The 18,215-nt window shown below is 57.0% G+C and carries 15 protein-coding genes; 6 read left to right on the plus strand and 9 right to left on the minus strand.

What is annotated here, in order from left to right; translation table 11 throughout:
- Positions 1 to 69: 69 nt before the first annotated feature.
- Positions 70 to 1,926, minus strand: a complete 1,857-nt coding sequence (gene typA, locus VEH04_06380; protein ID HYG22392.1) for a translational GTPase TypA — start codon at positions 1,924 to 1,926, stop codon at positions 70 to 72.
- Positions 1,927 to 2,545: 619 nt separating this feature from the next.
- Between typA and VEH04_06385 the strand changes: the two genes are divergently transcribed.
- A complete protein-coding gene (locus VEH04_06385) occupies positions 2,546 to 4,066 on the plus strand; it encodes a mechanosensitive ion channel domain-containing protein (protein ID HYG22393.1) in 1,521 nt (506 codons plus the stop codon).
- A gap of 20 nt (positions 4,067 to 4,086) precedes the next feature.
- On the opposite strand, the gene argF is transcribed toward VEH04_06385, so the two are convergent.
- From argF to VEH04_06400, 3 genes are all read right to left on the minus strand, one after another.
- Entirely contained in the window at positions 4,087 to 4,986 is a 900-nt protein-coding gene (gene argF, locus VEH04_06390; GenBank protein ID HYG22394.1) for an ornithine carbamoyltransferase, read from the minus strand.
- A 37-nt stretch (positions 4,987 to 5,023) separates the two neighbouring features.
- On the minus strand, positions 5,024 to 6,316 hold the full coding sequence (locus VEH04_06395; GenBank protein HYG22395.1) for an acetylornithine transaminase: 1,293 nt from the start codon (positions 6,314 to 6,316) through the stop codon (positions 5,024 to 5,026).
- A gap of 163 nt (positions 6,317 to 6,479) precedes the next feature.
- Positions 6,480 to 9,344, minus strand: a complete 2,865-nt coding sequence (locus VEH04_06400) for a glycoside hydrolase family 9 protein (protein HYG22396.1) — start codon at positions 9,342 to 9,344, stop codon at positions 6,480 to 6,482.
- Positions 9,345 to 9,538: 194 nt separating this feature from the next.
- Here VEH04_06400 and VEH04_06405 point away from each other — a divergent pair, with 194 nt between their 5' ends.
- The 5 genes from VEH04_06405 to VEH04_06425 are packed head-to-tail and all read left to right on the plus strand — an operon-like array spanning position 9,539 to position 14,632.
- Positions 9,539 to 10,486, plus strand: coding sequence for a zinc ABC transporter substrate-binding protein (locus VEH04_06405; GenBank protein ID HYG22397.1), 948 nt, complete (start codon positions 9,539 to 9,541; stop codon positions 10,484 to 10,486).
- Between the two features lie 17 nt (positions 10,487 to 10,503).
- Positions 10,504 to 11,349 carry a transporter gene (locus tag VEH04_06410; GenBank protein HYG22398.1) on the plus strand — a complete coding sequence of 282 codons (846 nt, stop codon included), beginning with the start codon at positions 10,504 to 10,506 and terminating at the stop codon, positions 11,347 to 11,349.
- Positions 11,350 to 11,355: 6 nt separating this feature from the next.
- On the plus strand, positions 11,356 to 12,186 hold the full coding sequence (locus VEH04_06415; GenBank protein HYG22399.1) for a metal ABC transporter ATP-binding protein: 831 nt from the start codon (positions 11,356 to 11,358) through the stop codon (positions 12,184 to 12,186).
- Positions 12,183 to 13,643, plus strand: coding sequence for an iron chelate uptake ABC transporter family permease subunit (locus VEH04_06420; GenBank protein ID HYG22400.1), 1,461 nt, complete (start codon positions 12,183 to 12,185; stop codon positions 13,641 to 13,643). The genes VEH04_06415 and VEH04_06420 overlap by 4 nt, the downstream gene beginning before the upstream one ends.
- On the plus strand, positions 13,640 to 14,632 hold the full coding sequence (locus tag VEH04_06425; GenBank protein HYG22401.1) for a metal ABC transporter permease: 993 nt from the start codon (positions 13,640 to 13,642) through the stop codon (positions 14,630 to 14,632). Before VEH04_06420 ends, VEH04_06425 begins: the two co-directional genes overlap by 4 nt.
- Here VEH04_06425 and VEH04_06430 read toward each other — a convergent pair.
- From VEH04_06430 to VEH04_06450, 5 genes are all read right to left on the minus strand, one after another.
- Entirely contained in the window at positions 14,619 to 15,770 is a 1,152-nt protein-coding gene (locus tag VEH04_06430) for an aminotransferase class V-fold PLP-dependent enzyme (protein HYG22402.1), read from the minus strand. The two genes, VEH04_06425 and VEH04_06430, sit on opposite strands and share 14 nt — an antisense overlap.
- A gap of 1 nt (position 15,771) precedes the next feature.
- Positions 15,772 to 16,788, minus strand: a complete 1,017-nt coding sequence (locus VEH04_06435; GenBank protein HYG22403.1) for a type II secretion system F family protein — start codon at positions 16,786 to 16,788, stop codon at positions 15,772 to 15,774.
- A 75-nt stretch (positions 16,789 to 16,863) separates the two neighbouring features.
- The gene (gene trxA / locus VEH04_06440) at positions 16,864 to 17,196 is read right to left on the minus strand and encodes a thioredoxin (GenBank protein HYG22404.1); all 333 of its coding nucleotides are present in this window, start codon (positions 17,194 to 17,196) and stop codon (positions 16,864 to 16,866) included.
- 42 nt (positions 17,197 to 17,238) lie between these two features.
- Positions 17,239 to 17,682, minus strand: a complete 444-nt coding sequence (locus tag VEH04_06445; protein HYG22405.1) for a hypothetical protein — start codon at positions 17,680 to 17,682, stop codon at positions 17,239 to 17,241.
- A 104-nt stretch (positions 17,683 to 17,786) separates the two neighbouring features.
- Entirely contained in the window at positions 17,787 to 18,107 is a 321-nt protein-coding gene (locus VEH04_06450; protein HYG22406.1) for an RNA-binding protein, read from the minus strand.
- Positions 18,108 to 18,215 lie beyond the last annotated feature (108 nt).

Raw genomic sequence — 18,215 nt, forward strand, 5'->3', positions numbered from 1 at the left:
GCAGGTTGCCACCCCGCCTGCGGACTCGCAAGTAGGGCAATAGGGCAAAGGTCGTGGAGCCCCGCGGGATTAAACCTCGACGAACCGGATGGACCGGCTTTTCTCCGCGCGCTTGCGTTGATTTTCGTCCAGGATTTTCTTTCTCAATCGCAGGTTCTTCGGTGTCGCCTCCACGTATTCATCGACGTCGATATACTCCAACGCGCGCTCCAGGCTGAGCTTCAGCGGCGCGTTCAGCTGGATCCCTTTTCCATCCCCCTGCGAGCGCATGTTCGTGAGCTTCTTCTCCTTTACGGGATTCACTGGAATGTCGTTCTCGCGCGCGTTCTCGCCCACGATCATTCCCACATAGACATTCTCACCAGGCTCGACCATCAGTCGTCCGCGTTCCTGAATCATGTTCAACGCGTAAGAAGTCGCCTCGCCGTTATCCATGCTGACAAGAGAACCGTTTTTCCGCGCTGCAATTTCACCGCGATCTGCGCCGTATTCATGAAACAGATGGCTCATGACGCCCATGCCGCGGGTCATGTTCACGAGGTCGGTTTCGAATCCGATCAATCCCCGCATCGGAACAAGCGCCTCGATGGATACGATGCTGGCGACGTGGTTCATGTTCGTGATCTGGGCCTTTCGGAACGACAGGTTCTCCATCACTGCGCCAAGGCAATCATTCGGCACCTCAACAAACAGTTTTTCAATCGGCTCAAGCGATTCGCCGTTGTCGCCCTTCTTCCAAAGGACTTCGGGACGCGAAACGAGAACCTCGTATCCTTCACGCCGCATCTGCTCCACAAGAATGGCGATCTGCATTTCTCCGCGTCCGCTCACTGCGAAAATTTTCGGATCGCTGGTCTGCGCGATGCGCAAGGCGACGTTCGTTCGGATCTCCTTCACGAGACGATCCCAAATGTGCCGTGCTGTGACGAGCTTGCCATCCTGGCCGGCAAGCGGTCCGTCATTGACCGCGAACTCCATCTGAATCGTGGGGGGATCGATCGGGATATACGGCAGCGCGGGGCGAAGTTCGGAATCGCAGATCGTTTCACCGATGAAAACGTCCTCGAACCCAGTCAATCCGACGATATCACCTGCGTGCGCCTCCTGAATCTCTACCCGCTTCATGCCTTCAAAATGGAAGATCGCCGTGATTTTGCTCTTCGTGACTCGTCCGTCACCATGGCGGCAAATCGCAGGGTCACCGAGCTTGACCTTGCCTTCATGAATTTTCCCGAAGGCGATACGCCCGAGGTAATCGCTGTAATCGAGATTCGCCACAAGAACCTGGAACCCGTCACCCGCATGCGCGCGGGGCGGCGGAATGAATTTCACGATCGCATCAAACAGCGGTTCCATCGTACCCGTGACATGTTCCAGCTCGGTCTTTGCATAGCCTCCCTTGGCCGAGCAATAGATGAACGGGAAATCCAGCTGCTCATCGGTGGCGTTCAGCGACATGAACAGCTCGAACACCTGATCCAGCACCTTCTTGGGGTTCGCGTTCTCGCGATCGATCTTGTTGATCACCACGATCGGCTTTGCGCCGGCTTCGAGCGCCTTGCGCAGCACGAAGCGCGTCTGCGCCTGCGGGCCTTCAGCGGAATCGACCACCAGCAGCACGCCGTCAATCATGTTCATGATGCGCTCGACTTCGCCGCCAAAATCAGCGTGACCCGGTGTATCGACGATATTGATATGGAAATTCTTGTATTTGAACGCAGCATTCTTCGCGCGGATGGTGATGCCCTTTTCTTTTTCCAGGTCCATGGAGTCCATGAGACGTTCAGTCGAAGTCTCGACCTGGTTGGCGCGGAAGGTGCCGGACTGTTTGAGAAGGCAATCAACGAGCGTGGTTTTGCCGTGATCGACGTGCGCGATGATCGCGATGTTCCGAATGTGCTGCATATCGTAAATAACCGGAGCCATTAAAATTGTCCGTTCGCGTCCAACAGGCGCAAACGGGAAACGCAGGGGAAAAATCCCGCAATTTTCAGTCAGGGCAGAACCGGGCCGTGTAAGATGACGTTTTGCGCCGAAACGTCAAGCCTGCCGTGCAGGGCGAAAATGCAAGAATTCGCGGCGCAGATTTGGAAACCCGCAATACAGCAGATTTGGAAATCTGCGCGCATACTGGGAGACCGGCTTGCCTCGCGCTCCTGCAGTCCCTCGGGTGTTCACCCCATTTCCTTCCGCCTCAGGGATCTTCATTCTGCGACCACTTCGACTCGAATGAAGGACACGATAAATCTGACCAGCATGGCTGCCGAGAGCAGCGCGGCGCTAAAGAAATTGGCGGACGATCTTAGAGACCTTCGCCGAATGATTGAAGCCCGCACATCGCGCGAGAACGGACACCGCGCGCCGGCTCGCCCAACTCGCACTGCTGTCCTGTCCCGCTGAGTCCCCCGTTTGCGTCCACCTTCCCGATCGTAATCCGGTTTGTTGAACAAGACGCTGTAGCGATACGGCGATTACCCCATCCCGCATTCTCCAAAGTACTTGTCTTGGGTTGTGCGCTTCGGCTTCATCTTCAAACATGCAATTTATGTCCTTGATCCCTTCGCGGCTTTTGGTTGCAGGGCTGCTTCTCCTGCTCGGGTCTGAGCGCGTGTTCGCTGCTGTACTTGGCTCAACACCCGAAATTCAAATCATCGAGCCGCAGCGCGGAACCCGCATTGCACCTGGCTCGCCGATTCGACTGACAGCTTCCGTCTCTGAAACCAATGCACTGGAGCGCGTCGAGTTTTTTGCTGATGAGCGCTTTATAGGATCGGCTTCGAACGCGCCCTTTTCGATCGTCTGGACCAATGTTCCCGAAGGCGTATATGACTTCTCGGCCCAATTGAACCGCGAGAACGCGCCCGTCGTCCGCTCCGACATTGTCACGATCCGGGTGACCCGCGGGATGGCTTCCCCGCAGTGGATTCAAAAGCTCTCCGTTGAGTATCCGTTCCTGCGATACCGCCTCTGGGGAAACGAGCTTTGGAAATACATCTTCTCGCTGGTTTATATCTTCTTGGCGTTCTACGTCTCCAAATTCCTCGATTTCCTTACGCGAGTGTGGCTGAAGCGATGGGCCGCCAGGACAACCACTCAATTCGACGACCTGCTCCTGGAACTGCTCAACGGTCCAATCAAAGTCGTGGCATTCATCATCTTCCTGCGCGTCGGTTTGGACGTTTTCGATTGGCCAGCCCTGGTTCAACGCGTTCTCGCCAAGGCATTCACTATCGTCGTGGCGCTCAGCCTGACCTACATGGTGTTGAAATTTATCGATCTGCTGATGGGCTATTGGCGTGGCCGGGTGCGGCATGATACGGATCGCCACTTCGACGAACAACTTTTCCCGATCATTCGCAAGAGCCTCAAGGTGTTCATCATCGTCGTTGCCGCGCTCGTCACGCTCGACAACGTGGGGATCGACGTCACCGCCGCGATCGCGTCCCTCTCGATCGGCGGATTGGCTGTCGGCCTGGCCGCGCAGGATACCATCGCGAACCTGTTCGGCGCAGTTTCAGTATTCGTGGACAAGCCGTTCCGCGTCGGCGACTTCATCGACCTGGGCGGGACAAAGGGGAGCGTGGAGAGCATCGGATTGCGCAGCACGAGGCTGCGTCATCCCGATGGACACCTCATCACGGTGCCAAATAAAACGATGGGCAACTCCACGATCACAAACGTCACACGCCGTCCCAACATCAAGACCGAGCTTAACATTGGAATCACCTACGACACGTCGCCTGAAAAGGTGCGGCTGGCTTTGAAGATCCTCGAGGATGTTTATCGCGGCAATGCCGCAACGCACGATCTGATGCTCAGCTTTAATCGCTTTGCCGATTCTGCATTGAACATCTCGGTCGTTCACTGGTGGAAAGGAACCGACTTTCGCGCGTATCTCGCGGGAATGCAGGAGATGAATCTCGCAATCAAACAGCGTTTCGATGCCGAAGGAATCAGCTTCGCCTTCCCTTCGCAGACGGTTTACTTGAAACAGGATTCGGAGTGGAAGCTGCAGGAGCGATCGCAGGACCAGGCAAAGACCGAACCTGGAACGGGCAAAGACTAGCCGATCCGCGCAAGCTTCGACTAGCTGCGCACCGCCCAGCTTAGTATCGATTTCTGCACGTGCAGCCGATTCTCGGCTTCGTCAAAAATCGTGCCGGCGTTTGCCTCGAACGTGGACTCGTCGATTTCTTTCCCCCTGTACGCAGGGAGGCAATGCATCACCAATGCGGCAGGCTTCGCTCGCTTCACCAGTGAGGCATTGATCTGGTAACCGCTCAGAATTTCCATCCGCTCGGCGGCTTCAGCTTCCTTGCCCATCGAAATCCATACATCAGTGTAAAGCAGGTCGGCGCCTTCCGCCGCAGCGTGAACATCGTCAGTGACGGAAATCGTGCCCCCTGCCCGCTTCAATAATTCAGGCGAAGGTTGGAACGCTCGGGGCGCCGCGATTCGCAATTCGAAACCGAACTTCGATGCCGCCCAAATCCAGGAATTGGCAACGTTGCACGCCCCGTCCCCAATGAACGCCACTCGTTTCCCCTCAATCGATCCGCGTTTCTCCTGAAACGTGTGCACATCGGCAAGGATCTGGCAGGGATGCTCGTCATCGGTCAACGCATTGATCGTAGGGATCCCGGAGTAATGGGCAAATTCCTCCACGTCCTGCTGGGCAAAGGTTCGGATCACCGCGCCATGAACCATGCGCCCGAGCACGCGCGCCGTGTCCTTGATCGGTTCGCCGCGCCCGAGCTGGATGTCATGCGCGCTGAGAAACATCACGTCGCCGCCCAGCTCGCGGATTCCGACTTCAAACGACACGCGGGTCCGCGTGGAAGACTTGGCGAAGATCACTGCCCAGCTCTGCCCGGCCAGGGGTTGTGATTGATGATTTCCGCGTTCACGTTTGAGCGCGGCAGTGTTTGCCAGAATGGAATCCATCTCCGCGCGCGACAACGATTCAATACTCAGCAGATGTTTCATTTCCGAAAAGGGTGCAGTGTGCGAGGAACAGGGGAAATTAACCAGCCAATTTGCTGGCCGTGGCTTCTATGATTCGCAACCCCTCCTCCGCTTCACCCGGCTTCAGATTCAATGCGGGCAACAGGCGGATGACGTGCAATCCAGCAGGAATGGCCAGCAATCCCGCCGCGTGCAACAGGTTCACAAACCGGATTGACTGCGGCTTCGACATATCACCCGCGAGACTTTGAATTCCGGCCGCCAGTTCAAATCCAAGAATCAAACCCAAACCGCGGGCTTCCCGAATCACTGTGGGATATTTTCGTGCGAGCTCCTTCAGCCCGTTCCGCAGGAATTCACCGGTGACGCGCACGTTGTCGATTAGGTTTTCGCTGCGGATCACTTCAAGGATTCGCAAGGCAACCGCGCAGCCAAGAGGTGTTCCACCGAAGGTGGTTCCATGGGTGCCCGGTCCCAGAAGATCCTGGTAGGGTTGCCGAATCCAAAATGCGCCCATTGGGAAACCGCCACCAAGCGATTTTGCCATCGACAGCCCATCAGGCAGAAAACCGCTTTGGCCCATGTCATCCTGCTCAAGAATCCGTTGAAACGCCTGGAATCGCCCGGTGCGGAAATGCCCATCTTGGACACCATCCATCAGGAGCAACAGCTTGTGGTCATCGCAAATCTTTCGAAGTCCGAGCAGATATTCAGGCGTGGCTGGATTCAAGCCCCCCTCGCCCTGGATGCACTCGATCAATATCGCGGCGGTCGCGGGCGAGATCGCCTGCCGTATGGCGTCGAGATCATTGTAGGGCACATGCCGGAAGCCTTCCACCATGGGCTCGAAACCCTTCTTCACCTTTTCCTGGCCTGTTGCTGAAATTCCAGCCAGCGTCCGCCCGTGAAATGAATTAATTGCGGTGATGATTTCGAACCGTCCTTCATCGTGGCCGAATTTGCGGGCAAGCTTAAACAGGCCCTCATTGGCTTCCGCACCGCTGTTGCAGAAAAAAACTTTCCCGGGCGCAATCAGGCTCACGAGCTGTTGAGCCAACCGCCCCTGGGGCTCGTGAAAATAAAGGTTCGAAACGTGCACGAGCTTTCGAGATTGTTCGACCAGCGCTTCCGTGATTGCTGGATGCGCATGCCCCAACGACGTGACCGCGATGCCTCCGCCAAAATCCAAATACCGGCGGCCAGCAACGTCGAACAGGTGACTGCCTGAGCCGTGGCTGAACGCGATGTCAAAGCGGCCGTAGGTCGGCGCGACATTCTGGTTAAACAGCGCCTGAACCGTCGCGAGGTCGTTCCGCACGATGGACGGCGGAGTTGGAACAATCTCTTTCATTATTTTTTTTGAAACGGAAGAAATCTTTAGCAGGAGTAACCCCGGATGAAAGCGGAATGTTTTCCGGCGGCCGCCGCATGAGAACAGGCTCCCCGCTCAGCAAAGCGCACTTCTCACCAACCCTCCTACTTGAGGCTTGGCAGAATTGGCGATTCCCGCGCCTCTAATTCGGTTTGACCGCGCGAAAGAAGCGTTGGGCGCGATCAGCCGGGCCGGCGGTGATATCCAGCAGGCCCACGGCGGGAAGCGTGTTCGTCGCTACGGTCTCCCAATGGGAAAGATTTGTTGACGCCTGAATCCAGTAGGTCGCCCAGGGCGCCCCGGTAATTTGAAAGCGAAAACCGCCCGGTCCATCTGAAATGGCGGACAGCGCCGGAGGGGCATTGGTGCTGACAAGAATTGAATTCATCGCGAAGGCGCGGCGTCCATCGGGCCACTGCACCTCGGCTTCGATCCAGTGCAAACCCTCCTGTTCGCCCGGCGTGAAGGTAAACGTCGTGTCCCCGAACGTTGGTTCTGCACCGCGTGCTTCCCAGATGATTTTGGTGCCTGTCAGGTTGGTGTCGGCAACCTGCAACGTCACGGTCACTGGCCGGCCTGGCGGGGTTGCGATCGAAGAAACCGAAAGCGCCGCATTTGTGGATCGCCAGGGCTGGTTTGTCAGTGCCGTTTTTGCAGCCAGCCACGCAGCAACGGCGAAGCTTCGCACAGTGTTCGCCGTCGATGCTTCCGTGCTGACGTTCCAGAAATCAGCCCACCGGTCGTAAAACGGATAGGGACCGGATTCAAGGCCGTCCGATGGCCAGGTTAATGCAGATAGTTCGCCGCCATACAGCCACGTCCACACAAACCCTTCCTGTATGTTCCCAATGGGCACGCCAATTTTCGGCAGCACGCGATGGTCGTTGGCCGAGTATTGATCCACTACTTCGCGCTGCCGTTTCCATCCGATCCCCGTGAGATAACTGACATTGACTGGATTACAGCCGGTCTCGAAGTTGATGTTGAGAAGGATCGCATCGAGATAATCGGATTGGGGTGCGAATTCGTGCGCAACGACGATGTCAAAGGCCTGCTCGGTTGAATAATACCAGCCAGCCTTCCGGATCGTTTTGTTGATTTCGGGGAAACTGCTTCCGTATGCGTGCTCGTGTGACCAGCGGAGATTATCCTCCGCGCAATCGGCGATCGCCTCGATGCACTTTGCGTGATAGGCCAGATCGATTTGGTGGGTTTGCAATCGTCCACTGCGCACAGCAGCGGCGTACGATCGAACAGCGTTCCCGTACGCGGCATACATTTTCCACCAACCCCAACGCATCGTGGAGGGATCGAGCGGATCGGGAAATCGGGCCTTCAGAATGGTGTGATAATCAGGATCTCCTGTTGCGAGGAACAACTCGCAAGCCGCCCACGCCAGATCGTCTCGATCAGTGAATGCATCATCGAAATGCATGATCCGCTGGTAAGCCCCCTCTTCGCCGTGAACGGCTAGGGCGTTGGTCAGGAACCGCCATCCGCGTTGTGCGCTCAAAAAGTAATTGCTGCTGGCCTGTGGATACGCGGCCTTGAACCTCGGAGATGACGCGCATTGGACAAGCGCAGCGACGGCCGCCGCTGTCGTTGCCGTGTTCTTGGGCCAGACCACCTGCGGATCGCCGTGTTCCGGAAGCACGTCGAACTCATACTCCCGCTCCTGCGGATGGATCATGTAGTAAAAGCCGCCATCAGCGTCCTGCATTTTCACCAGGAAATCCGCCTCCCACTTCGCCTCCTGCAGCACATCGCTGATGCCATCGCCACTCTCGGGAATTCCCAGGTTATCGAGGCTTGCAACACCTGGGAGCGCATCGACTGCAAACATCATGATGTGAATTAATTGGGCGCTGTTCCAGCCCGGCTTGCTGTAATTAGCGGCCTCAAAGTGGCCGCCGGAAACATCGACTGGGCCAGGATTCACGAATGGATAAAGCTGTGCGGCAGGACTTGTCAGGCGCGGCGCCAGCTGGGGCGGGTTGTCAAAATTCGTGAAGCTGGCGTAATCCGCTATGGTGTTCCACGTGAACGTGAATGGGCCGGATGCATTCGTGGCAACGGCTGCGGGTGCGGTGTGATCCGCTGCATGAGTGAAGCGCGTGAACGGCATTGAAACATCAAACCCGCTGCGCTGGTGAAACATTCCAAGTGCATACGTTCGCGCGAGCAACATCCCGAAACCTTCACTGATGCGGAAGGGAAGCGATGCCCCCATGCCGGGAACAGCGAGGCGATATTCACCTGGCGTGCTGAAGCTCCCGAAGTCGGCTTCATACACCTGCTGATAGGGAGCTGGCGAATACGTGAACCCGATCTCGGGCCGCTGCTGAAGAGATCCGTCGAACACTGGAAGGCCCGTCGCAGTTGAAATGATTTGGAACCGATTTGTCGGTATCATCAATTCCCCCAGGTTTCCTGCTGCGTACCCGACCATCGCCTTTTTTGGCAGCGCAGGAAGGTAGCCTTCATGATTCACGTGAATCGCCGGGTTCAGGCGCAGAGGGTGGGCAGTTGCAAAGAAGCTTAGGTTCGTGGGCCACAGGGTTCCATCGTTGACGACCTGGACAACCTGCCCAGGATTCACCGGGTGCATGAGAACGAGATAAAGATGATTCGCGATGCGAAGGTCCCAATTGTTTAGCGGCGCATAAATGGGACGCCGCTTGAACCCTACGGTGCTGACGGTGTTGGTAATGCCGTCGACAATGACCCGAATGCTGGAAAGGTCGGGAGGAGCAAATTCATCTGCATCATTGATCCAGTTCCAGTTTTGAACGGGAGCCAACCCCGGCGGCTTCGTATTGACGCGAACCATCTCGAGCACCGTTGGAGAAAGTATTTCGAGCGCATGATCCCCGATGGCAGGCATTTGGAGATTCGCGAACGTCTCGTTGATTGCAAGAACCCGCACCGGCACGATCGACAGCACAGCCAGAAGGCACCAACGAATGAAGATCGTTCCAAACTGCGGGACATCGAGACACGTGTTCATTCCGCCTGTTGTGGAGAGACATTACACTTGGGACAATCAGGAGAGCGCCCCACCCGGGACGAGAAAACACCGTAGCCGGGCAATCCCGTCAGGAACCTGCGTAAATCCACAGGCACAACAGGAGGGAACTCCGCGAATTATGGATGCTTCTTGACAGGATGGCGATCATGAATTAGCTGTGTCTAACTTTTCTCATGAATTCTATACTCAACAGGCAGATTGTGTCGGCTCTAGGGCGGTCCTGCTGGTTTTCCTTTCTGTTGGTGTGCTGCGGCTGCGTTCCCGAATCCGAGTCGACAACGTCGGCAAAGCTGCATGTGGTGGCGACAGTCAGCATGGTTGCCGACCTCGTGACGGAGGTCGCTGGCGATCGCGCGGAAGTCACAAGCCTGATGGGCCCGGGCGTCGATCCTCACCTCTACAAGGCGACGACTGCAGACCTGAATGCGCTCCGTCGCGCGGAGGTGGTGTTTTATTGCGGGCTGATGCTCGAAGGCAAGTTGCAATCGGTGCTCAGCGAGATGGGACGTTCCAAGCGCGTATACGCCGTGGCAGAATCCATCCCACCGGCCAGACTCCTGAAGCCGACGGAGTTTGAGGGCCATCCCGACCCGCACGTGTGGTTTGACGTGGAACTGTGGATTCTTTGCGTGAATGCAGTCGTTAAGGGACTAAGCGAGGCCCGACCAGCCGATGCGGCTTATTTTGCAACGCAGGGAGAAAGTTACAAAATCCGGCTGAAGGCGCTGCATGAGTGGGCTATTCAAAAGTCGGCCGAACTGCCGCCTGAAAAGCGCATTCTCGCGACGAGCCATGACGCCTTCAATTATTTTGGCCGCGCCTACGGTTTCAAGGTCGTGGCCCTGCAGGGCATTTCAACAGTGACGGAAGCCAGCCTGGCAGACGTGGTCAAGATGGTGGAATACATTAAAGCCAACAAAATCAATGCCGTGTTCGTGGAATCCAGCGTTTCCCCAAAAACAATCGAACGTGTCAGTCAGGACGCAGGCGTCACGATTGGAGGCGAATTGTTTTCGGACGCGCTGGGCCAGGCGGGCAAAATGGAGAATGGCTACGATGTGGGGACTTACGAAGGCATGATCCGGCACAATCTGGAAACCATTGTGAACGCATTGCGCTGAACCCGAACATGCATTGTATGAAAAGGCTGTCTATTCTGTCGCTATTGCTGGGGTATGGATTTGTCGTTGCACCTTCCGTCGGAGAGGAAATAAACCGCAGGCCGATAGAAGGTATCGCGGACAACTCTTTCTTCGTGGAAGAGGCTTACAACCAGGAACCGGGAGTTGTGCAACACATCATGACGGCGCTCTATCACACGTCCAAGCGTTCGATCGACGAAGGCGTGTGGGAATTGGGATTCACGCAGGAGTGGCCCGTCTTCAGCCAGGACCATCAATTCAGTTATACCGTCCCCTACCATTTCTTGAACGGAAGGACGGACCAGCATGGCATTGGAGATGTGCAGCTGGACTACCGTTATCAATTGCTGTTCGACGAAACCTCCTTGCTCGCGCTCTCCCCGCGCGCCGGGATCATTCTGCCAACCGGAGACGCAGATCGCGGACTCGGCGAAGACGCAGTTGGTTTTGAGGTTAATGTCCCCTTCAGCATGGCGCTTGGTGATCGCTGGTACGCGCACCTGAATGTTGGCACCACATTGATTCCTGATGCACAGTCCGCGGATCGTCGGGACCTGTGGCATTATAATGTCGGCGCAAGCGCGATCTATGCGATCAGTTCCGATCTTCACTTGATGCTGGAATGGGTCGGGGGATGGGAACAATCCGCGCGGACTTCCGGGCGGCTCGCGCATCGTTACTCGCATGTGATCAGCCCCGGCGTGCGAAAGGCGTTCAACTTTCAGAATGGCGCGCAGTGCGTCGCGGGGTTTGCCATTCCCTTCGGGCTGAATCGCGCCGCGCCGGATATTGGCGCGTTCGTATACGTCTCGTTCGAACATGCGTTGAAGCGCCCGGAATAACCGCGCATGAATCCTTTAAACCTGACTCCATCCCCTCGCGAAACTCCCAAGACCGAAAGCGGGAACGGGGAAATATGCCTCGAAATCCACGATCTCACCGTGTCTTACCACAAGAAGCCCGTGCTCTGGGGCATCGACCTTGCCGTCCCCAAAGGCAAGCTGGTCGGAATCGTTGGACCGAACGGCGCGGGAAAATCAACGTTGATCAAGGCTGCGATGGGAATGATTCCCATCAATAGTGGATGGATCAAAGTCTTCGGGGAACCGTTGAAAAGCAACCTGCGGCGCATCGGCTACGTTCCACAACGGGAATCCGTGGATTGGGATTTCCCCGTCAGTGTCATGGACGTGGTGATGATGGGACGATATGGCAAGCTTGGGCTGTTGCGCCGTCCCTCGCGCAAGGACCGGGAAGTTGCCCTGGATTGCCTCGAGAAGGTGAAGATGCTTCCGTATGCGAACCGCCAGATCTCCAACTTGAGCGGCGGGCAGCAACAGCGCGTTTTTCTCGCACGTGCGCTCGCCCAGGAGAGTGACCTGTATTTCATGGACGAACCGTTCGCGGGGGTCGATGCAGCGACCGAAAGCGCCATCATTGCTCTATTGCATGAACTGCGCGACCAGGGGAAAACACTGCTCGTCGTGCATCATGACCTGCCTTCAGCACGGGAGTACTTTGACATGCTTCTACTTCTGAACATGCGTGTGGTTGCATTCGGCGGAACGGAGGAAGTGTTCACTTACGAACTCCTGCAAAAGACCTATGGAGGACGGTTGACGGTGCTGTCGGAAGTGGCGCACGTCCTCGGCAAGCGGGAGCGCGGAGAACCACGATGAAGCGCGCACCTTTTCTGGCTGCGATCGTGTGGATGGCCAGCGTCCTGAACGCGGCGGCGGCGCGGATCGGAGACATTTCCGAGACGAACATCGCAGCGCAGGCTCTGCGATTTTTCACGTTCCAGGATCCGAGCGTTCGTTATGCGTTGGCCGGATGCCTCCTTCTAGGGATCACCTGCGGGCTGCTCGGCAGCTTCATTGTCGTTCGCCGCATGGCGCTGGTGGGCGATGCACTGTCGCATGCCGTGCTGCCTGGCGTGGTCCTCGGTTTCCTTTGGGACATGAGCAAGAACCCCATGGCGATCTTCATCGGGGCGACGATTGCCGGATTGCTTGGCACAGCGGTAGTTCACGCTGTAAAGCACACAACGCGACTCAAGGAAGACTCCGCGCTGGGGCTTGTCCTCGCCACGTTCTTTGCTGTCGGCATCTGTCTGCTCACAATGCTTCAACATCTGCCTGAGGCAAACAAAGGTGGATTGGACAAATTTCTCTTTGGCCAGGCGGCTGCGATCGGCGCGGGTGATCTGAAGCTCATGGCGGGCGTCACGGTGCTTTCGATTGCGGCCATCGTGATGTTCTACAAGGAATTCCTGGTAACGAGTTTTGACGCCGACTTCGCGCGCGGGTGCGGCTTTCCCGTGCACGTGATTCATTACGGGCTGATGGTGCTGGTCGCCTTCGCAGTCGTGATCGCGCTGCAGGCCGTCGGCGTTGTGCTGGTCTCTGCGATGCTCATCACGCCGGCGGCCGCCGCGTACTTGCTGACCGATCGATTGAAATCCCTTCTGCTCATTGCGGCCGTGTTCGGGATGTTTGCGGGCGGCGCTGGAGCGTTCTTTTCTTTCCTGGGTCCAGGACTTCCTACCGGACCATTTGTGGTGCTGGGTGCAACACTGGTCTTTGCGCTCGCATTCCTTTTCGGACCCCGTCACGGAGTCGTAATGCGTTGGCTGAAATACCGTTCGCGGACGCGCCGGATACAACGGGAAAACACGCTCAAGTCAATCTACCACGTCCTCGAAAGCCGGCGATTTCAAGGGGATGGAGTTTCACTTCGCGAACTTGCTGAAAGACGGCGGGAAACCCTCGATCAAGCACAGGCGCTGGCTGCCACATTGCGGAGGCACGGCCTTGCGACGCTTCATGATGACGGCAACATGATCTTCCTGACTCCAGGTGGCTGGCATGCGGCGAGTTCCATCGTGCGGAACCATCGACTTTGGGAGCTATACCTGAATCATGCCGCGCAAATCCCCGCTGATCACGTTCATGACGATGCAGAAAAAATCGAGCACGTCCTTGGGGAGGAAACGGTTCGCGAAATCGAGCGGCGCCTGCAATTTGCGAGTCGTGACCCGCACGGAAGCCCGATTCCCACCCTGGCTGATGTCCAGCGAGGCGCCGCGCCTCGAGGCCGGCCTGAGGAATCTGTTGGATATGGAAGCAACATATGAGCTCCTTCATTCCTGCTTTCAACGTGCAGCGGGTGCTGATGTCTCCGTGGACCGAACAGTTCGACAGCACCATCTGGATCGTTGCCATGGGCTTTCTGGTGACGACCGCATGCGGACTCGTCGGATGTTATCTCATTCTGAGGCGTATGGCGCTAGTCGGGGATGCGATCAGCCACAGTATTCTTCCGGGGATCGCCGTTGCGTTTCTCCTTTCGACGAGCCGGGGGGCGCTGCCGATGTTTCTCGGCGCCCTGGCAGCAGGGGTTGTAACAACCCTGATCATTGAATTGATTCATCGAAAAACGCGGGTCAAACAGGACGCAGCCATAGGCATCGCGTTTACGAGCCTGTTCGCAATTGGCGTAGTCCTTATCAGCTTGTTCGCTGCGCGGGTGGACCTCGATCAGGAGTGCGTGCTTTACGGGGAAATTGGATTCGTAACGCTGGCCCCCGATGTTGTTCTGGGAACCTTGCGCCTGGGGCCAGAGCCCGTCGTCCGAATGGCTGCCGTCACGGTCGCCGTGGTTGTGTTGATCGTGATGTTTTACAAAGAACTCCTGGTCAGTTCCTTCGACCCCGGCCTGGCCCGATCGGTCGGCATTAATTCCACGGTGGTGCATTACGGCCTGATGGGAGTGCTGTCGGCTGTGGTAGTGAGCGCCTTTGAATCTGTGGGAGCCATCCTCGTGATCGCCATGCTGATTCTTCCAGGCGCGACGGGATCACTGCTGTGCGAACGGCTGCCCAGGGTCATGACGGTGGTCGTGGTGCACGCCGCAACCAGCTCAGTTCTCGGACTGCATCTTGCAACCTGGCTCGATTGCTCCATTGCAGCGGCGATGGTCGTTATGGGTGGGTTTCTGTTTACGCTGGCGTGGGTTTTCAGCCCAACGCAAGGTCTCTGGCGACTGCTGATCCAGCAGCGCATTGAGCCGCTGCCCTCAAATTCTGCTGGCGCGGAAGAATCCCGCAGCGCTACAGCAAACTGACCGCTCGCTCCAGCTCCGCGTCTGTGTTGTAGAAGTGGGGTGCAAACCGGACGTATTCGTTGCCCTTGCGATCCTTTCGCAAAGCGGACGATACATTTGCCGTGGTCAACGTGTCATGCAGGGCACGCATGTCGCTCCCGGCTTTGTTGAACGAGACGATCCCGCTCGCGCTCTCGGGCGTGCCATCCGCGTTCAAAACTGAATATCCCCTGCCCACCAATTCAGGAACGAGCAACGCGCGTTTGCGCAAAAGTTCAGCGGCGATGTTCTCAACTCCAACTTCCAGCAGCAATTCCATCGCGGCGTTCAACCCAACGATTCCGAGAAGGTTGTGGGTTCCGAGCTCGAACTTGCGCGCGTCCTTCTGAAATACGATTTCCTCCTGTGCCACGAAATCAGGGCATCGCACATTGTGCCAGCCATGCAAGGCTGGATTGACGCGTTCCTGAACTTCGCGACGCACATAAAGCAGTCCCGCAGCGCAAGGTCCCAACATCCATTTGTGGGCGTCCGCGGCAAGCATGTCGACGTATTCCACCGTCGTGGGAAATGCGCCCACGGTTTGGATGCCGTCGACGCAGAACAGGATCTTGCGATCGCGCAAAAACTTCCCAATCTTCGGAATATCGATCCGGTAGCCGCTGATAAAATGACAGGAAGCCAGTGCCACAAGACGCGTATTTTCGTCCACCTGACCCATCACATCGATGGCGCGAATCGCTCCCAGGTGGCGGATGTTCATCAACCGAACCTCAACCCCCTGGCTCGCCAATGCCATCCACGGGTAAACGTTCGACGGATAGTCATCGAAATAGATCAGCACGTTATCCGTGCGGCGAAACTTGAGTCCGCTTGCGACGACGCTGAGCGCAAGGGAGGTAGGACCAACGAAAGCGACTTCTTCGCGCTCACAATTGAGAAGGCGTGAGGCCAGGGAGCGCCCCTTGCCGAGCACCTCGGCCATGGCGAAATGTTCCTGATCACCGGTTCCGGCCTCGGCGGCGTATGCAGAGATCGCGTCCGTCACCCGCTTGGGCAAGGCGCAGACGCCTGCATGACCGAGAAAAATCTTGTTCCGGGCCACAGGAAATTCTTCCTGCCGCAACCCCTCGTTGGTGAGAATTTCGTTAACAGTCATTCTAAAACGCCTCGAACATGGCCCCGAAACGCTCCATGTAAAACGTGATGACGTTATACCCCACCAGCATCACCACGAGCCCATAGATCGTTCCATTCATGACCCGGCTGAAATTACTGAGCCGCCGAAAGCCATCCTCTTCGAAGTAGGTCTTGATTCTCCCGAGCATCTCGTCCAACTGGCCGCTTTGCTCGCCGCTGCTGTAAAGGTTCGCAAATGTCTCAGGAAAATACCGGCTGCTGTTGACGAGTTCAGCCGGCGTGGCGCCCCGTTCCAATTCTGGTTTCCATCGGGCCACGCGCCGGCGCAATTCGGGAGAACCGCTCGCCGCCGCCGCCAACTCCCAAGATTGCACAATCGAAATGCCGCCCGTGACCAGCGCTTCCAGCGCAGCGGAGAGCCGTGCCAGGACCAGGTGGTGTCGCGCGGTGCCGAACATCGGAATCACGCGCAGAAACTTTTCAACGAGGGAGCGCCACACCTCAGCGCGATTGCCCTGGGCAAGGAAAATGAAAAGAAACACGAGGCCATAGGCTGTGCCGAAGATCAAAAGTTTCTGAACGGCAAACCGAATGAGCGGGCCGTAGTCGTTTGACCAAAGTCCCTGCACCGCGGCGACCATCATGTTCAAGGGAAATACCAGGAGAAAGACGTGCAAGGTTGCCAGCGCGATGATCAAGCCGGCGATGGTGTCGCGAATGATCTTCGCGCGTGCTGCGTAATACGCGGAGAGTTGCCGAAAGCTGGCATCCAAGCGCCCTGATTTTTCTCCCACACCTAGTAACGCAATGTCGAAATCGGGCATCCAGCCGTGCACCGCGGTCATACTTTCGCTAAACGTGAGGCCGGATTTCAGGCTTGCAATCAATTGCTCAATTGCGCCTCGGGAGACACGGGTGGTGGGGTTTGAAACCGCCATCTCCAGCGCGCGGATCAGAGGAATCCCGGCTGAAATCATCGACCCGAGCTGATGATACAACTCCGCGCGAAGGCTGAGTTGCCTGGGAGTAACAATCATGGTCGTCCTCCGAATTCCGTCCAGAGCCGCAACAGTGTTGGCGCCGGGAAGCGAATGAGGGCGACAACAGGAACATCAGACCGCGACGCGATCGAAACTGGCTTTCAGATCGCGCTTGCTGCGCAATCCGACAATCTGGTCCGCCACCTGTCCCTTGTCGAAGAGCAGCAATGTGGGAATGGCGCGAATCCCATATTCCGCGGCGATGCCTTGTTGTTCGTCGATGTTGACCTTGGCAATGCGGACTCGGCCTTCATACTCATCCGCAAGCTCATCCAGGACGGGAGCAATTGCCTTGCAAGGGCCGCACCACTCAGCCCAGAAATCCACAAGGACAGGCGTGGGAGATTGAAGCACTTCTTTTGCGAAATTCTCTTGCGTCAGGAGGAGAATGTTGGGCGATGCCATATTGATTTTTTCGTCGTAGCTTCCGGCGTAATTCGGTGATGGCTACAGTAGGAAAGCAAGATAGGCCGTGCTGCCTACGGCAATCAGTCCCACAACTGCAGCAGCGATGGCAAGGCCGGAGTCGACCGGGCTGAGGGTGGGTGCGGCGGAAATGGGAGCTGCCATCGGCCGTTGCGCTGTGGCCGGGCGTGGAGCCGGAGGGGCTGACATCGCAGTGCCGGGCCGGGGTGCTGCAGCAGGCGCGGCAGCAGCGGAGGCGTGCGGAGCGGCCGCCGGAGTTGCAGCGGGAGCGATTCCAGGCGCAGGCGGAACGCCTGCAGCGCCAGTAGGACCGCCCGGGGGAAGCGTCGGCAGCTTGATGGTCGGAGCAGCGGTCGGTTTCGGGGGCAAATTGATGCGGACCGTTTCTTTTTTGGGCTGTACCTTTCCGGTTTCCTTTTTCGGAGGAACAGCGCCAGTGGGAATATTCGGGATGTTCTCGGCCATAGCTCGCCTCAAGATAAGTTGCGTCACTCGCCTGTCAAACTCTTATTGGAAAATGACACGGGCCGAAGAATTACTTCGGCCCGTGTCAGTCTTCTGAATGTTTCTTAATTCCGCTCGCGCCGTTCGTAACCGCCTTCGCGCGCGCCACCCCAGCGCTGTTGCTGCGGACGATCTTCTCGCGGCCGCGCGACATTCACCGTCAAGGCGCGACCTTGAAAATCCTTGTTATGGAATTGTTCGATCGCCTTGTTCGCGTCATCCTGGCTGGCGAATTCAACAAACGCGAACCCTCGCGATTTGCCGGTCATCTTGTCCAGCATGAGATTGACAGAGGTCACGACGCCAGCCTGGGAGAAATAATCCTGAAGATCATTCTCCATAGTCTGGTACGAGAGGTTGCCTACGAAGAGCCTGGTTGGGTTCATAATACGAGTACCTGATCAAAAGACCGCGTGGGAGGACTGCACCGGCAGGATCACTGAATGTCGTTTTAGGTTCACTGACAATCTGTCTTCTGACACCAACAGCATTGG

This window comes from Verrucomicrobiia bacterium (genome assembly GCA_035629175.1).
Classification (GTDB): Bacteria; Verrucomicrobiota; Verrucomicrobiia; order Limisphaerales; family DASXHY01; genus DASXHY01.

Bases quoted from the DNA above. Each gene is read 5' to 3' on its own strand.
- VEH04_06415 (HYG22399.1), top strand. From the start codon at position 11,356: ATGAATCCTTTAAACCTGACTCCATCCCCTCGCGAAACTCCCAAGACC.
- VEH04_06435 (HYG22403.1), bottom strand. From the start codon at position 16,788: ATGATTGTTACTCCCAGGCAACTCAGCCTTCGCGCGGAGTTGTATCAT.
- typA (HYG22392.1), bottom strand. From the start codon at position 1,926: ATGGCTCCGGTTATTTACGATATGCAGCACATTCGGAACATCGCGATC.
- VEH04_06430 (HYG22402.1), bottom strand. From the start codon at position 15,770: ATGACTGTTAACGAAATTCTCACCAACGAGGGGTTGCGGCAGGAAGAA.
- VEH04_06385 (HYG22393.1), top strand. From the start codon at position 2,546: ATGTCCTTGATCCCTTCGCGGCTTTTGGTTGCAGGGCTGCTTCTCCTG.
- VEH04_06445 (HYG22405.1), bottom strand. From the start codon at position 17,682: ATGGCCGAGAACATCCCGAATATTCCCACTGGCGCTGTTCCTCCGAAA.
- VEH04_06410 (HYG22398.1), top strand. From the start codon at position 10,504: ATGAAAAGGCTGTCTATTCTGTCGCTATTGCTGGGGTATGGATTTGTC.
- VEH04_06405 (HYG22397.1), top strand. From the start codon at position 9,539: ATGAATTCTATACTCAACAGGCAGATTGTGTCGGCTCTAGGGCGGTCC.
- VEH04_06425 (HYG22401.1), top strand. From the start codon at position 13,640: ATGAGCTCCTTCATTCCTGCTTTCAACGTGCAGCGGGTGCTGATGTCT.
- trxA (HYG22404.1), bottom strand. From the start codon at position 17,196: ATGGCATCGCCCAACATTCTCCTCCTGACGCAAGAGAATTTCGCAAAA.
- VEH04_06450 (HYG22406.1), bottom strand. From the start codon at position 18,107: ATGAACCCAACCAGGCTCTTCGTAGGCAACCTCTCGTACCAGACTATG.
- VEH04_06400 (HYG22396.1), bottom strand. From the start codon at position 9,344: ATGAACACGTGTCTCGATGTCCCGCAGTTTGGAACGATCTTCATTCGT.
- VEH04_06420 (HYG22400.1), top strand. From the start codon at position 12,183: ATGAAGCGCGCACCTTTTCTGGCTGCGATCGTGTGGATGGCCAGCGTC.
- VEH04_06395 (HYG22395.1), bottom strand. From the start codon at position 6,316: ATGAAAGAGATTGTTCCAACTCCGCCGTCCATCGTGCGGAACGACCTC.
- argF (HYG22394.1), bottom strand. From the start codon at position 4,986: ATGAAACATCTGCTGAGTATTGAATCGTTGTCGCGCGCGGAGATGGAT.